This is a genomic window from Paracidobacterium acidisoli (assembly GCF_003428625.2).
GTDB lineage: Bacteria > Acidobacteriota > Terriglobia > Terriglobales > Acidobacteriaceae > Paracidobacterium > Paracidobacterium acidisoli.
On record NZ_QVQT02000003.1, the window covers coordinates 97,407 to 110,728 of the forward strand.

17 protein-coding genes are annotated in these 13,322 nt (G+C 58.0%); 6 read left to right on the plus strand and 11 right to left on the minus strand.

All coding sequences use genetic code 11. From position 1 onward, the window contains the following. Window positions 1-27: 27 nt before the first annotated feature. Both D0Y96_RS07875 and D0Y96_RS07880 read right to left on the minus strand, forming a co-directional pair. Window positions 28-600, minus strand: a complete 573-nt coding sequence (locus D0Y96_RS07875) for a GNAT family N-acetyltransferase (RefSeq protein WP_117298843.1) — start codon at window positions 598-600, stop codon at window positions 28-30. 77 nt (window positions 601-677) lie between these two features. Further along, on the minus strand, window positions 678-1,532 hold the full coding sequence (locus tag D0Y96_RS07880) for a hypothetical protein (protein WP_117298844.1): 855 nt from the start codon (window positions 1,530-1,532) through the stop codon (window positions 678-680). Between the two features lie 111 nt (window positions 1,533-1,643). Between D0Y96_RS07880 and D0Y96_RS07885 the strand changes: the two genes are divergently transcribed. Both D0Y96_RS07885 and D0Y96_RS07890 read left to right on the plus strand, forming a co-directional pair. Next, the gene (locus tag D0Y96_RS07885; protein WP_117298845.1) at window positions 1,644-1,988 is read left to right on the plus strand and encodes a phage holin family protein; all 345 of its coding nucleotides are present in this window, start codon (window positions 1,644-1,646) and stop codon (window positions 1,986-1,988) included. Between the two features lie 38 nt (window positions 1,989-2,026). After that, entirely contained in the window at window positions 2,027-2,749 is a 723-nt protein-coding gene (locus tag D0Y96_RS07890; protein ID WP_252263607.1) for an iron-containing redox enzyme family protein, read from the plus strand. A 44-nt stretch (window positions 2,750-2,793) separates the two neighbouring features. Here the strand turns inward: D0Y96_RS07890 and D0Y96_RS07895 are convergent, their stop codons facing one another. The 4 genes from D0Y96_RS07895 to D0Y96_RS07910 form a co-directional block, all read right to left on the minus strand. Next, complete coding sequence (locus D0Y96_RS07895; protein WP_117298846.1) at window positions 2,794-3,303, minus strand: hypothetical protein; 510 nt, start codon at window positions 3,301-3,303, stop codon at window positions 2,794-2,796. Further along, window positions 3,300-3,878, minus strand: a complete 579-nt coding sequence (locus D0Y96_RS07900) for an RNA polymerase sigma factor (protein ID WP_117298847.1) — start codon at window positions 3,876-3,878, stop codon at window positions 3,300-3,302. Before D0Y96_RS07900 ends, D0Y96_RS07895 begins: the two co-directional genes overlap by 4 nt. Window positions 3,879-4,049: 171 nt before the next feature. Beyond that, window positions 4,050-4,535, minus strand: coding sequence for a DinB family protein (locus D0Y96_RS07905; protein ID WP_117298848.1), 486 nt, complete (start codon window positions 4,533-4,535; stop codon window positions 4,050-4,052). A gap of 112 nt (window positions 4,536-4,647) precedes the next feature. Then, entirely contained in the window at window positions 4,648-5,538 is an 891-nt protein-coding gene (locus tag D0Y96_RS07910) for a TIM barrel protein (RefSeq protein ID WP_117298849.1), read from the minus strand. Between the two features lie 8 nt (window positions 5,539-5,546). Here D0Y96_RS07910 and D0Y96_RS07915 point away from each other — a divergent pair, with 8 nt between their 5' ends. The 3 genes from D0Y96_RS07915 to D0Y96_RS07925 all read left to right on the plus strand — a co-directional run bounded on the left by D0Y96_RS07915 (window position 5,547) and on the right by D0Y96_RS07925 (window position 7,353). Further along, complete coding sequence (locus D0Y96_RS07915; protein WP_252263608.1) at window positions 5,547-6,635, plus strand: NADP-dependent oxidoreductase; 1,089 nt, start codon at window positions 5,547-5,549, stop codon at window positions 6,633-6,635. Between the two features lie 42 nt (window positions 6,636-6,677). Then, window positions 6,678-6,770 (plus strand): hypothetical protein, encoded by a 93-nt coding sequence (locus D0Y96_RS07920; protein ID WP_199480239.1) that lies wholly within the window; start codon window positions 6,678-6,680, stop codon window positions 6,768-6,770. A gap of 358 nt (window positions 6,771-7,128) precedes the next feature. Beyond that, window positions 7,129-7,353: a hypothetical protein gene (locus D0Y96_RS07925; protein ID WP_147324971.1), complete on the plus strand. Its 225-nt coding sequence runs from the start codon at window positions 7,129-7,131 to the stop codon at window positions 7,351-7,353. Window positions 7,354-7,412: 59 nt separating this feature from the next. On the opposite strand, the gene D0Y96_RS07930 is transcribed toward D0Y96_RS07925, so the two are convergent. Further along, complete coding sequence (locus D0Y96_RS07930) at window positions 7,413-7,694, minus strand: 4a-hydroxytetrahydrobiopterin dehydratase (protein ID WP_117298851.1); 282 nt, start codon at window positions 7,692-7,694, stop codon at window positions 7,413-7,415. Window positions 7,695-7,712: 18 nt separating this feature from the next. Continuing rightward, window positions 7,713-8,822, minus strand: a complete 1,110-nt coding sequence (locus tag D0Y96_RS07935) for an HD domain-containing phosphohydrolase (protein ID WP_117298852.1) — start codon at window positions 8,820-8,822, stop codon at window positions 7,713-7,715. 324 nt (window positions 8,823-9,146) lie between these two features. Between D0Y96_RS07935 and D0Y96_RS07940 the strand changes: the two genes are divergently transcribed. Further along, a complete protein-coding gene (locus tag D0Y96_RS07940) occupies window positions 9,147-9,728 on the plus strand; it encodes an RNA polymerase sigma factor (RefSeq protein ID WP_117298853.1) in 582 nt (193 codons plus the stop codon). Window positions 9,729-9,833: 105 nt separating this feature from the next. Here D0Y96_RS07940 and glmU read toward each other — a convergent pair whose 3' ends face one another. From glmU to D0Y96_RS07955, 3 genes are all read right to left on the minus strand, one after another. Beyond that, window positions 9,834-11,228 carry a bifunctional UDP-N-acetylglucosamine diphosphorylase/glucosamine-1-phosphate N-acetyltransferase GlmU gene (gene glmU / locus D0Y96_RS07945; protein ID WP_117298854.1) on the minus strand — a complete coding sequence of 465 codons (1,395 nt, stop codon included), beginning with the start codon at window positions 11,226-11,228 and terminating at the stop codon, window positions 9,834-9,836. Window positions 11,229-11,339: 111 nt separating this feature from the next. Continuing rightward, complete coding sequence (locus tag D0Y96_RS07950) at window positions 11,340-11,783, minus strand: hypothetical protein (protein WP_117298855.1); 444 nt, start codon at window positions 11,781-11,783, stop codon at window positions 11,340-11,342. Continuing rightward, window positions 11,780-13,321: a M16 family metallopeptidase gene (locus D0Y96_RS07955; RefSeq protein ID WP_252263609.1), complete on the minus strand. Its 1,542-nt coding sequence runs from the start codon at window positions 13,319-13,321 to the stop codon at window positions 11,780-11,782. Before D0Y96_RS07955 ends, D0Y96_RS07950 begins: the two co-directional genes overlap by 4 nt. Window position 13,322: the final 1 nt, after the last annotated feature.

Genomic DNA, 13,322 nt, shown 5'->3' on the forward strand with positions numbered 1-13,322 from the left:
GAGATCCGTCACGGTTGCAGATATCCGCTATTTGTAACGGTCAACCGGCCAAACCGGGGTATCAGCGGACGGAGTCAGAAGCAGCTCCATAAAGACATCGGCACGGTCGTATTTCGAGGGCTTCCGTTGTGCCGGCGAGAGATGCCGGAAGCCCGCTGCTTCATAAATATGGAGCGCGGAAGGCAGCCTTGAGCTGGACTCAAGGTAAAGGCGATGCGCGCCGATTTTGCGGGCGTGCGCAATCGTGAAGAGAAGCATACGGCGGCCGATGCCGCGCCCGCGCATCTCTTCGGCAACCGCCATCTTGCCCACTTCAAATTCACCGGAAGCTATTGGAAGCAGGGCGCAGCAGCCGACGATGCGGCCTTCGATCTGTGCAATACAGATCTCTCCGCCGCGGTCGAGGATGTGTGTGCGCGGATCGCCGAGTATCTGAAGATCGGCTTCCTCAAGGCGGAAGTGGCGTGTGATCCATGCGACGTTGAGCTCGCGGAAGGCGGTTTCATCTCCGGGCCGAAAGGTGCGCAGCTGAAGCGCGTCTGCTGAAGAGCAGGACTGCGTCGACGAATGTGATGCCCCGGAGTGGGGTTCCGTCTTCATGAAACGAATGTAGTGCGGTATATGCGCTATCTTCAACTCGTATACAGCATTTTGAGTAGAGAAGACAGCGAACAGTGCTATTGGGTGGTTCGGGCGCCAGGCTGCTGGCTGGCTGTGGCGTGAAATTTTTCGTAGCTGCCGTCGGTGACATGAATATTGGCCCGATAGCCGATGAGACCCAGGGCGTGCGCTACGAGATGGATGTCGGCCCCGGTGGGCAGCCAAAGCTCATTTTTTACGAGTGTCTGATCAAAGGTGAAGTTGCTGCCTTTCTGTACGGACATGAGGCCGAAGCCGATGCGGAAATTGTCGTCGATGCGGGCGATGATGCGGCGAACCTGGTGATCCTGCTCGTCGATCCAGAGCGTGCCGGAGAGTTTTTTCGAGAGATTTTCAATGCGGCCGTGCGCTTTGGCGTGCGGGTCTCCGGTGAAATCGAAGGCGATCGTGCTGCGGCAGTCGAGGAGAATGCGCCGCGGGTGATCGACCTTCATGATTTCGAGAAGGCGGGTGACGCTGATGGTATCTGCTTCCGCTGACTGGCCGGGCGGTGTGCTCTGCGCTTTGGCGATGGACTTCGCGATGCGATCCTGCTCCTTTCTCTCTTCGTCCGGAGTAAGAGCTTTGCCGTCTTTCTCAACGAGGCGCTCTACCTGGTGCGTGTTGACGAAGAAGACGTCGTAATCTTCGGTTTCAGTTTTCTTCGTGCTGCCGTCCCGGTTCAGCTCCTGCGTGACCTGTACTTCGCGATAGGTATAGTTTTCGCGGGTCATATCAAGCTGGCGCTGATGGTCGACGACCTGATGCAGCAAACCAGAGATATCGGGAATAGGCGCGCTGGAAACAGATGTGCATGCAGACGGCAGTGCGGGGGGAGCAGCCGGGGTGTGCTGCGTAAAAAGCAGCATGCTGGAGAGAAGCAATGAAAACATATTTCCTCTCAGGGATATTCTGCAGTACGCTGTTACGACCGGACAGGTTTCATTCGCTTTCTTTGGACGCTCGGGAAGAACGATCGATTCACCGGTGAGGAGGCTCAGGGAATGTTGCGCTTACTGTTGCGCTGGTTTCTGCACGCTCTGGCGCTGCTGATTGTGACCTGGCTGGTTCCGGGTTTTCGGGTAACGGGGCTGGGAGCGGCACTGATCGCCGCTCTGGTGATCGGATTACTGAACGCCACGCTCGGTCTGCTGCTGAAGATCATTACGTTTCCGCTGAGCGTGATCACCTTCGGCATCTTTTTCCTGGTGATCAATGCTTTTGTACTGAAACTGGCGAGCGGTCTGGTCCCGGGGTTTTACGTACGGGATTTTACGGCTGCATTTGTCGGCGCCGTCGTCCTCGCGCTGCTGCACATCATCCTTGGGCTGCTGGACAGCTCCGACTAAAAAGAAGCGGCAAAAATGCGCGGCCGCGATATGACGCTATGATGGATACATCTCCGACCTTCGAGGTGAGTGTGGAACTGAATGCCTTCCGGACCGAACTGAACGAGCGTGTGGCGAAGTATGATCTGCTGTGCCACCCGTATTACAAGGCATGGAGCGCGGGCGAGCTGACGAAGAACGATTTGCGTGAGTATGCCGTGAGCTATTATCAGCATGTTTCGGCGTTTCCGACCTGTCTGGCGGCGCTGTATGCGCGGCTGGAGGATGGCGCGCTGCGCCGCACGGTGCTTGAAAATCTGGCCGACGAAGAGGGTATGGGAAGCGGGCGTCCACACTCGGAGCTGTGGCTGGATTTTGCCGAGGGCATGGGGGCGGATCGCGAGGCTGCGCGCCGGTCCGGAAATCCGGCAATCGATGTGCTGATGGCGCACTTCCGCGAGATGGCGCAGAAGGGTTCGACGGCAGAGGCTCTGGCGGCTTTCTATGCGTATGAGTCGCAGGTGCCGCGCGTAGCGAAGGAAAAGGCCAGCGGGCTGCGCGAGTGGTATGGCGCTGACACCAGGACCTGCGGCTATTTCACTCTGCATACGACGGCCGACATACATCACTCGAATGTCTGGCGCGAGGAGCTTTCAAAGCTCGTGCAGCGTGATCCCGAGGTGGCAGAGGCGGCACTGCAGTCGGCAGAGGCGGCTGCGAAGGCCCTGTGGCATGCGCTGGACGGGATCGAAGCGCAGCGTCAGGAACGGCTGGCAGCGTAGCGCTTTTTCAGGCAGGGAGGAGCGGCGGACTCGTCCGCCGCTCTTTATTTTTGCGCTCCTGCGTCAGGAGCAACGCTGGCTTTGCCTGTTCCGTCTGCTGTGGCCTTCTGGTGGCCGGGTTTCTGCACAGGGTTTGCGGCATTCCTGTGGGACCTCCCGTGTCCTTCAGGAGCCGGGGCGAGCGGTTGCGGAGCCAGGCGATGCATGGCTGAAGCGGCTCCAATGCCACTGGTACCCGTCTGCATGGCGCCTGGCATTGCGGGATGGCTGTGGTGCGAGTAGCTGACGGTGCCGACGACAATGAGCGCGCATGCGAAGGCCGCTCCGCAGAATGCGAAGATCGGAGTGCCGATGCGAAAGAAAGACGTCCTGGCGGGTCGGCTCGCGGACCGGGCGCTGAGCCGAATGAGAATACGATCTTCGAGGCCAGGTGAGGGCGTAACAGAATCAAGGGTGCGCAGCGCTGCGTCGATGCGGCGATCAAACGCTGTATCGGGATAGCTTTCAGCAGTCGAACTGGTTCCGTTACCGGAGAGGTTTGGGTTCTGATTCATCGGGGTATTCCTGCCTTCTCGAGCATGATTGCGAGCTCGCGGCGCGCCCGGAAGATGCGCGAACGGACGGAGGATTCAGTGGTTTCGAGGACAGCGGCGATCTCTACTGTGGAGAGCTCCTGCATGGCCGAGAGGAGCAGCGCTTCCCGCTCCTTGTGCGGAAGACGGTCGATGAGACGCAGGATGTGCGCGCATTGTTCTGAAGAGATCACTTCCGCATCGGCGGCGCGCCCGCCGGAGGTCAATGTGCGAACATGGTCGTCGATATCCTCGTTCTCAGGGCGGGTTTTAACGCGCCGTTTGCGGTCGAGAACAACGTTCCACACGATGCGTACGAGCCAGACACGAAGGTCACGGATTTCAGCGATCTGCGACTGATGCCTGAGCACGCGAAGAAATGTCTCCTGCACGGCATCTTCGGCTTCGGCAGCATTCCGCGTAACGGAAAAGGCTACGCGATAAAGCGTAGTCGAATATTCGGCCACCAGGGCCGCGATCGTGTCTGTAGTGTCCAATGGCTTCGCAGGCAGAACAGGTGCGATCCAGCCGACGAGTTGTCCCTGTAAGGCACTCATCTTCGTCTTCCTGCCCTAAAGACGGAGGATACAGCCTTCGCGCTCATGAAAAACAGAGAAGAGGCAGGATGAGGCTTTCGGATGGAAGGGTAAAGCCTGCCAGGGAAAGAGATTCGGCTCTGGCAGGCTGTTGATAGGAAGCACGTTGCACATCGCAACTGCACGATGAGTCTACTTTTCTTTTGCGAGAATGACCTGTCCGAGATGAAAGGAAAGATGGTTAGTGCGGCTCTGAAGGACGGCGAAGCGATTGCGGGCTGGATCTTTTGCGAAGTCTTCCTCCGAGACGGCTGCGTGCTTTTTGAGCCAGTCCTGTGACGAAAAGCGATCAAACGCGGCGATGAGCCTGGCGTTGACCTCAGTCCAGGAGTTTCTCAGATCGGCGGCCGAAACCGGATCGGGGAGTGCTTTGTCCGGATTGCTGATGTAGTGCTCATCGAGCTCCGGGTAAAGGCGTTCGCCGAGGTCGAACATCGTAAACAGGCGGTCGTGCACGGCGGTGAGGTGGCCGAGGAGGTAAAAGAGGCGATTTCGACCAGGAGCAACCTGCTTTTGCAACTGCTCGTCGGTAAATGCCGCAAGGGTCTGACTAAACCGGCCCACCGTGAGTTTCCACGAGTTAAGAGCCACGGTGCAAAGGAGTTCTTCGTTTGCCATGATTGTTCTGCCTGCCGTTTTTGATGGAGATGCGATATTTTGATGTCTTTCGACTCGAGCGGATGCGAAAGATCGTCAGACAGCTGGCATGAGAGCCGCAGAAACTGCCGACTCAGGAAGCAGTGCGGACAGAGGCCTGAGCCTGCAGGGCATCGAGCCGCGCTTTGCGCAGAGCCTCGGTGGGATCGGCGATGGGGTAGAACTCCATAGCAATAAATTTGTCGTATTTCAATTCGGCAAGCTTTTTGTAGATATTCGTGTAGTCGATTTCGCCGGTACCGGGCTCGTGACGGCCGGGCACGTCGGCGACGTGAACGAGCGCGACGAGATCGAAGTTCTGTTCCAGCTTTTCGATGAGATTTCCGGCGGCTCGCTGCTCATGGTAGAAGTCGTACAACACGCGAACGTGGGGACTGTTCACCTCGCGAACGATGCGGAAACCTTCCATGACGCTGGTCATGTACATCGACGGGCTTTCGATGGGGTCGATGGGCTCGATGAGGATCTGAATGTTGGCGGCAGCGGCGAGGTCCGCAGCGCGTTTCAGGTTCTCGACGCAGGCGGCGTGCTGGGCGTCCGGGGACAGGCCTTCGATACGCGGGCCGGATTTGAGATTGATCTGCGAGCTGCCCAGCTCTTTCGCCGTATTGAATTGCGCGGTGAGTTCGGCGAGCAGGGCGCTGGTGCCGCTGGGATCGGTGAATCCGGATGAGACGCCGCTGAGCAGATCGAAATGTAACCGAAGCGAGCGCATTTTGGCCATGACGCGCCGGGTTTCCTCGCTCGACCATTTGTGAAATTCACCGACGAGCTCGACACCCTCATAGCCGGCATCGGCCACGATCTCCAGGCAATGGTCGAAGGGGATCTTCTTATCAAGGGTCCAGAGCATGACCGAGAAGCGGAATCCGCTTGTGGAGGGTGCGGTCTGGGCGTGGCCGCGGGGAAGCATCTGCCCGAGACCTGCAGCGGCGATGAGCTGGCTGAACTGTCGACGATTCATGACACTTTATGGTACGACTGCGAAGGACAGATCGTAGGCACAACAAAGGATTTCATATCGATTCCGGTGCTCTTCCGCATGTCACTTCGGGGTGCGGTATAGTACGTTCGTTGCATCCATTGCCTGTAGAAAGGCCGATCCGCATGAGAGCTGCACTGTTCACGGGCTCGCAACAGGAGCCGCTTCTCGAAGAAACGGATGTCCCCGTACCAACTCCAGGCAACGGTGAAATCCTCATCCAGGTTTATGCGGCCGGAGTCACGCACACGGAATTGCTCTGGTATCCCACAACGCATACCCGCGAAGGTGGCTCGAGACTCCATGCGATTCCCGGGCATGAGTTCTCGGGTGTGGTTACCGGGCTCGGAGCTGGAATAACGGGCTTTTCCGTGGGCGACGCGATCTTCGGCATGAATGACTGGTTTCTTGACGGAGGGACGGCGGAATATTGTGTCGCTGCCGCATCGAGTATTGCGCCGAAACCAGCGCATTTGACGCACGCCGAGGCCGCCGCTGTGCCGATAGATGCTCTAACGGCCTGGCAGGGACTGGTTGATCGGGCGAAATTACAGACCGGGGAGCGTGTGCTGGTGCACGGTGCGGCGGGCGCCGTAGGTGTCTTTGTTGTTCAGCTGGCCCGGTTGCGAGGCGCTAAGGTGATCGCCACTGCTTCGGGCGGGAATATGGAATTTGTTGCGCAGCTTGGGGCGCAGCGGGTGATCGATTACAGGACGGAAGCATTTGAAGACGAAGTGCAGGATGTGGATGTGGTATTCGATACCATTGGTGGCGAGACACTGCAGCGGTCCTGGAAGGTGCTGAAGTCCGGGGGCCGGATGGTCACGATTGTGGAGGATACATCTCCTTCAAGTGATGATCCACGAGCAAAAGACGCATTTTTCATCGTCGAGCCGAAGCAGGAGCAGCTTATTGGAATCGGAAAGCTGCTGGATGAGGGCAGGCTGCTTGTTTTTGTGGATGCGGAGGTGCCCTTTGCGAACGCGTCGGCCGCTTATGCGCGACAGGTCAAACGGAACCTCGGCCATGGCAAAGTCGTGATCGTAATGCCGGTCAATGGCAGCGGAGGACAGGGATGAACCGGTTCAGCGGGAAGCGGGCACTCATTACCGGCGGTCGAGATTGCCAGTGCCGTCGTTTTCCTGGCTTCTGACGAATCGGCATTTACCGTGGGCAGCGAGCTTTTAATCGATGGTGGGATAGGGAATCTTTAACCGGCACTCATCAGAGTCAGCGCAGGGAGATGCGCGTAAAAAGCAAAAAAAGACGGCACGAACGGTAATTTGTCCGTGCCGGGAGGCCAGTGACGCAACTTATAAACTTTTTTTCAGCCTTTGAGAGTCTTGGCTCTATCTTCGGGCTTTCTTACTTCTACATTTATTTGGATGCGGAAGCAAGAAAAAAGCTGCTTATTTTTTAGAATTCAGGAATCAATTCTGAATTCAGTAGAACTGCAACTTCCGATCTCCAACAAAGTGTACATCTGAACAGACCGGTATACAAGCCTGTTTTTGCTTTTGCAACGTATAAAGGCGGTATACTTTTATCACTTCCGCAGTTTCAGCTGCGATTATGGCTGCCAATCCCATCGAAATACCGCATCCCCCTGAAAAGCCTTCGTCTGCCGATGCTGCACCGGGACATGTGGTGTGTACGGCCCTGCTGTTTGCGGCTACAGCTGCGCTTGGCGGTATTGCCGTCGCATTATGGCACCGCAGAACATTGGCGCAACTGCGGAAAGAGACAGGAACCAACCCCGAAATCTTTCCTGCAGAAGAAGACGCCGACGAGCAGTAAAAGTTGCGGAAGGCTGCTTCCCTGAGTGTTCATCCTGGAACTTAAAGCCAGAAAAATCTTTAGCTTAGCAACGCATCAACAGAGGCAGCGAGGTCAAAATCGCGTTGCGTCAGGCCGCCGGCGTCATGGGTAGAGAGTGCGAGGCGCACTTTGTTGTAGCGGATGTCGATATCGGGGTGGTGGCCGGCGGCTTCGGCCTTCTCGGCGACCTGATTAACAAACTCCATGGCCTGAATGAAGTTGCCGAAAGTGAACAGGCGGACGATCTGTTCGCCCTGGCGTTGCCATCCGGAGGTGGACTGGAGTCGTTCGGAGATTTCAGATTCATTCATCAGCGGCATGGCGGGTTCTCCCAGGGTTCACAACCTGAATTCATCATTATCCCCGCTGGTGAACGAAAGTGGGGAGAAACGCGCGTGCTGGCTGATTTCTGAGCGCAGATCCTCCCAGAGCTGATCGGGGAGCTGGACATATACGTTGACGACGCGTGGGTCGAACTGGGTGCCGGAGCATCGGATGATCTCGCGTTTGGCGGCCTCAAAGGTGCTGGCGCGGCGGTAGGGTCGGTCCGATGTGATGGCGTCGAGGGTATCGGCCACGGCGAAGATGCGGGCACCGAGAGGGATCTGTTCGTCCCTGAGGCCACGGGGATAGCCGCTGCCGTCGAAGTGCTCCTGGTGGCTGTATACGATTTCGGCAGCTTCGCGAAGGAAGGGAATCTTGCGCAGCATCTGATAGCCGCGTGCGCAGTGTTCGCGCATGACGGTCTGCTCATTGAGATCGAGTTTGCCGGGCTTGAGCAGGATAGCGTCGGGGATGGCCATTTTTCCTATGTCGTGGAGGAAGGCCCCGCGGGCAACCGTGCGCATCTGCGCGGAATCGACGCCCATATGACGGGCGAGAGCGATGGTATAGGCTGTGACGCGCTTGGAGTGGCCTTCGGTCTCGGCGTCCTTGAGATCGAGAGCGTCGCCGAGGGCTTCGAGGGTGATGTCGTAGGAGCGCTCGAGATCGGTCATGGTCTGCCGCAGCATTTCTGTGCGGGCCGAGACGAGCTGCTCGAGGTTCTGCCGGTACATGGCATTCTGCTGGACGAGTCTGCGGTAGTCGAGGGCGCGCCGCACCGTGGCCAGCAACTGTTCCTTTTCAAACGGCTTGAGGAGGTAGTCGTAGGCCCCTTTCCGCATTGCCGTGATGGCAATGCCGATGTCATGAATGGCGGTGACGAGAACCATCGGGGTGTCAGGATGGATCTGACGCATGCGCTCGAGCAGACCTATGCCGTCGAGGCCATTCATCATGATGTCGGAGAGGACCAGGTCGTAAGGGGGGTCCTTTTCCAGATGTGCGACGGCTTCCAGTCCGTTAGAGACCAGAACAGGGGAGTAATTCGATTTTTCCAGCATGGCGGCTATGACGGTCCTGACATAAGGCTCGTCATCGACAACCAAGATGCGTTCGGACGCCATTTGCCTCCAGGGGACAGGAAACGCGCCTGGTTCAGGAGTGAAACTCTCCCGTCGCGGGAGTGAAATGCTCCCATCATAGCCCGGGAGTGACCGACTGTGCTGGTCAGCGGTTTACAGAATCACCCAATATCAAAACTTTATTTTTGCTGCTGCCATCCATTGCCGTTCTGCGCCAGGCGGCAGAATGCGCAACATTTCCAACAATATTTCAAACGAAGGACGAAATCCAACATCGCCCGAACAGAAAGCATCCAACAAAAATGTTTACGACAGTGATTATGTTGCTGTACAAGGCTACAAGGTAGCCTGAAGAGTACTTTCGTAATGTATGGTATAGAGTCAACGCAAGAGGTGATCTTGTTCGAATTTGAAAAGCAGTTCCCGGCAGAAGCAACCTCGAAAATCGTGGCTACACAGGGTGCGAAGAGGTCACTGGAACAACGTCAGAGGGATATATACGAAAGCCACCGGCACAGGGTGTTTTCGCTGGCGTTTTATATGACCGGTAATGAGATCGAAGCCGAATCGATTCTGACGGAAACCTTTGTGGCTGCGTTTCAGACTGATCCTGAGCCGGACTGCGGCATGGTGGATCGAGCGCTGATGGAACGGCTGCGCGAACGATATTCACTGAGTGATGGGCAGAGCTGGGCCATGCCGGCTATCTCGGACGAGGGAGTGAGCCGGAATGTTCGCCGTACCGAGCTGGAAGAGGCGATTCAGGAGCTGCCCGATACCGAACGTCTGATTTTTCTGTTACGTGATGTGGAGTGCTACTCGCCCTCTGCCATTGCAGAACTGCTGAAACTCTCAGAGACGAATGTGCGGCGCGCATTGATGGCAGCACGCATCCGGCTGCGCCAGCAGCTGGCAACGGCCCCCATGCCCTGCCGAGAGGCAGCCTGATTTCATCTTTGATTGTTGGAAGGTGTTAGCTTTATCTCAGATGCTGCGGCTGTAGCCTTACACTGCTGCTAATTCTGTAAAGCCTGTCTCACAATCATTAGACAATCACGACTGGCCTTTATCGCGGCCTCGGCGGTTTTTGGCCCAGTGAGGCTTGGTGGTCTGGCGAGAGCGGCCGAGAGCGAGGGCGTCAGCAGGAACATTTTCCGTGATGCACGAGCCGGCGGCGACATAAGCTCCTTCGCCAATGACCAGGGGGGCAACGAGAGTGGAGTTGCTGCCGATGAAGACGCCATCCTGAATGATTGTGGGATGCTTGTGGACCCCGTCGTAATTGCAGGTGATGGTTCCCGCGCCGATGTTGGTTCCGTTGCCGATCTCCGCATCGCCCAGATAAGCGAGGTGGTTGGCCTTTGCTCCGGTGCCGAGACGGGCTTTCTTGGTTTCGACAAAATTGCCGACATGAGCCGATTCGCCGATGTGAGAGCCGGGACGGATGTGTGCAAAGGGCCCGATGCGCGCGCCTTTTTCAATCTTCGATTCGCTGATGACGCAGGAATTGCGGACGATGATTCCGTCGCCGAGAGTGGCGCTTTCCAGAACCGAGCCGGAGCGTATACGGCAGTCGCTGCCGACCTTTGTTTCGCCGAGGAGCTGCACAAAGGGCTCGATGATCGTGTCCGGGCCGACCTCGACGTTTACGTCGATGATGACAGTGTCGGGACGGAAGATCGTGACGCCCTGTGACATGAGCCGCCGGGCGGCAGTGAGACGCATTTCACGATCGAGATCCATCATCTCGGCAATAGTGTTGGCGCCAAGAACCTCGATGGGATCGGACGCTTCGATCGCAACCACGCGCTCGCCGGCCGCGGAAAGGATGCCGGCCATGTCGGTGAGGTAGAGCTCGTGGTGCGCATTGTCGTCGTGGAGGCTGCCGATGTGCTGGTAGAGCGTATCGCGACGAAAGGCATAAATACCGGAGTTGATTTCGGGCTCCTGCTGCTGGGCCGGCGTGAGAGCCTTTTGCTCGACGATAACGGAGACCTCAGGTGACTTTGGCGACCTGCGCACCACGCGGCCATACCCGGTTGGATCGGCGGGCGCAGCGGTCAGGATGGTCATAGCGGCGCGTTCAGAGAGGTGAAAGTCACGAAGGCGAGCGATTGTCTCGGGCCGGAGCAATGGAACATCTCCGGAGAGGACGAGCAGGTGCTCGTAGTCACGGGTGGCGGCTTCGGCGCACTGAATGGCATGGCCTGTACCGCGCTGTTCGGTCTGCTGCACAAACTGAACGTGAGTGTTGCTGACTGCAGCTTCCACCTGAGCCGCCTGATGCCCAACGACGACGTGGATGTCCTGGGGTGTAACGATCTGCGCCGCTGCAGCGATAACGTGGCTGAGCAGCGGACGTCCGCCGATTTCATGAAGTACCTTGGCGCGCTTCGACTTCAGCCGCGTGCCTTTGCCCGCCGCCATGATGAGGATTCCGAGACGCATATGTACAGGGTATAGGGAAAACGGACATGGAGAGCGGGGAAGAGGGAGAGCGGAGTCACCCGATATCCTGCTGTCGTCCGGCGCCTCGACTCTGCTGCGGCTTTGGCTTTGCTATGGCTTCGGCCGTTTGCGCGGCAGCAGACGCGGCCAGCCCATGAGATCTGTCGTCAGGCCGAAGAAACCCAAAGCCAGCGGAAAGGCGAAGGCCAGAGAATTGGCGATGTAGCTGATATCGCCCCCGGGGACGGTGGAGAGCTGATGCCACGTGGCGACGATGCCGGCTGCGGTCACGATACCGGCGACGACAAGCCAGAGTGAGGCCACGCGGCGATGCCAGAAGGCGAGGGTGCTGGCGGGGAAGACGGAGAGCGCGCAGACCAGCAGCGCAAAGACCTCCGGGCGGGGCAGGTTCCCGCCCGCGGCAGCGATGGTGACGGGCATAGAAGTGAGGTTCCATGTGCCCCAGAGAAGACCGATGGAGAAGGCGAAGCGTCCCCAGAAGACCCGGAGGGTTTCCTGTTCTTCTCTGGTGCTGTTCTGTGGCGTGGAGTTCACTGATCCGGCCCGCCCATCATCTGCTGCCGCATGGCGGCAGGCATAGGAATCGTGATATCGATCGGATGATCCGGACCAAGGTTCAGCGAGGTGAGCGGTGGATTTCCAAAGCCTGTCTGGTTCCCGACAACCAGCACGGCAAGCTTCGACGGCTCGATGTACTTCTTTGCGACACGCTCCACATCGGCGACTGTGACTTTTTCAAGAGCATCGCGGTACCGCTCAAGGAAATCGGGCGGGTAGTGATAGAACTCGAGGGTGACAGCCTGGCTGAGAACCTTTTCCTTCGTGTCGTAGCGGAAGATGAAGGAGTTGAGCAGCTGATCTTTCGCGATGCGAACCTCATCTTCGGTGAACGGCTCCGTGCGAAGCTCATCGATGTCCTTCAGCATCTCCTTCGTCGCGGCGACTGTGCTTTCGCTTTTAGTGGCAGCGGTGGTGTAGAAGAGGCCGGGGTGATCGTAGGCTGCACTGTAGCCTCCGCTGACACCGTAGGCGAGGCCGAGCTTGGTACGGACGTCCTGAAAGAGGCGTGAGCCGAAGCCCCCGGAGAAGACCTCGTTCATGACCGCGAGCGCATAGAAATCCGGGTTATCGCGGCGGGTACCGACGCCGACGATCCAGATATTGCTCTGGTTCACATCCTGCTTGTTGACGACGTAGACGCCTGGAGTGGGACCAGGTACCGGGATGTCGGGATCTTTCCAGGCAGGACCGCGGGGCATGGTCTCAAAGGTATCGCGGAGAGTCTTCTCCATGGCCGCGGAGTCGAAGTCACCGGAGACGGCCACGACGATGTTATTGGGATGGACGGTTTTGTCATGCCACGCCTGCAGATCGGCGAGAGTGACCGACATGACGGTAGCGATCTCAGGCTGGCGGGCGTAGGGACTATCGGCCCCATAGACGAGTTTGGCCGCTTCACGCGAAGCGATACCGCTCGCATCATCGTTACGGCGAACAATGCCGGCAATGTCCTGCTGTTTGGCGAGAGCGAGCTTCTGCCGGTTGAAGGCGGGGTGCTCGAGCAGATCGACAGCGATATGGAAGACCTGGTCTTCGTCCTGTTTGAGGCAGGACCAGGAGACGGAAGTGGAGTTGTCATCGCCTCCGGTTTCTACTTTGGCCGCCTTCGATTCGAGCAGGTCGTCGAGCACGTCACCGTTCTGCGTTGTGGTGCCGCTGGTGCGCCAGGCCTGGGAGTAGAGATCGATGAGGCCGATTTTGCTCGCGGGCTCCGAGCGGGAGCCGCCGCGAATTTCGAGGGTGCCGTTGATGAAGGGCAGCTCGTGATCCTCTTCCAGCAGGATGACCATGCCGTTTTTCAGCTCGATGCGCTTCGGCTGGCCGGGATGAAAGGGGTGCAGAGGAGGGATCTGAAGCTTCTCCCAGGCGCCGGGATTTTTTTCGGCGCGGGCATCAGGAGGAATGACAGGAGTCGTGCTCTGCTCCTGGCTGGAAATCTGCGCACAGGCAGGAAGCAGAGCCGCGGTAAACAGTGCGAGAGCACCGAAGGAGTAAGTCACTCGACGCATCATC

What these genes read in the sequence shown, in the direction of transcription:
- D0Y96_RS07875 (WP_117298843.1), bottom strand. Translation starts at nt 600, where the DNA reads ATGAAGACGGAACCCCACTCCGGGGCATCACATTCGTCGACGCAGTCC.
- D0Y96_RS07880 (WP_117298844.1), bottom strand. Translation starts at nt 1,532, where the DNA reads ATGTTTTCATTGCTTCTCTCCAGCATGCTGCTTTTTACGCAGCACACC.
- D0Y96_RS07885 (WP_117298845.1), top strand. Translation starts at nt 1,644, where the DNA reads ATGTTGCGCTTACTGTTGCGCTGGTTTCTGCACGCTCTGGCGCTGCTG.
- D0Y96_RS07890 (WP_252263607.1), top strand. Translation starts at nt 2,027, where the DNA reads ATGATGGATACATCTCCGACCTTCGAGGTGAGTGTGGAACTGAATGCC.
- D0Y96_RS07895 (WP_117298846.1), bottom strand. Translation starts at nt 3,303, where the DNA reads ATGAATCAGAACCCAAACCTCTCCGGTAACGGAACCAGTTCGACTGCT.
- D0Y96_RS07900 (WP_117298847.1), bottom strand. Translation starts at nt 3,878, where the DNA reads ATGAGTGCCTTACAGGGACAACTCGTCGGCTGGATCGCACCTGTTCTG.
- D0Y96_RS07905 (WP_117298848.1), bottom strand. Translation starts at nt 4,535, where the DNA reads ATGGCAAACGAAGAACTCCTTTGCACCGTGGCTCTTAACTCGTGGAAA.
- D0Y96_RS07910 (WP_117298849.1), bottom strand. Translation starts at nt 5,538, where the DNA reads ATGAATCGTCGACAGTTCAGCCAGCTCATCGCCGCTGCAGGTCTCGGG.
- D0Y96_RS07915 (WP_252263608.1), top strand. Translation starts at nt 5,547, where the DNA reads ATGGTACGACTGCGAAGGACAGATCGTAGGCACAACAAAGGATTTCAT.
- D0Y96_RS07925 (WP_147324971.1), top strand. Translation starts at nt 7,129, where the DNA reads ATGGCTGCCAATCCCATCGAAATACCGCATCCCCCTGAAAAGCCTTCG.
- D0Y96_RS07930 (WP_117298851.1), bottom strand. Translation starts at nt 7,694, where the DNA reads ATGCCGCTGATGAATGAATCTGAAATCTCCGAACGACTCCAGTCCACC.
- D0Y96_RS07935 (WP_117298852.1), bottom strand. Translation starts at nt 8,822, where the DNA reads ATGGCGTCCGAACGCATCTTGGTTGTCGATGACGAGCCTTATGTCAGG.
- D0Y96_RS07940 (WP_117298853.1), top strand. Translation starts at nt 9,147, where the DNA reads ATGTATGGTATAGAGTCAACGCAAGAGGTGATCTTGTTCGAATTTGAA.
- glmU (WP_117298854.1), bottom strand. Translation starts at nt 11,228, where the DNA reads ATGCGTCTCGGAATCCTCATCATGGCGGCGGGCAAAGGCACGCGGCTG.
- D0Y96_RS07955 (WP_252263609.1), bottom strand. Translation starts at nt 13,321, where the DNA reads ATGATGCGTCGAGTGACTTACTCCTTCGGTGCTCTCGCACTGTTTACC.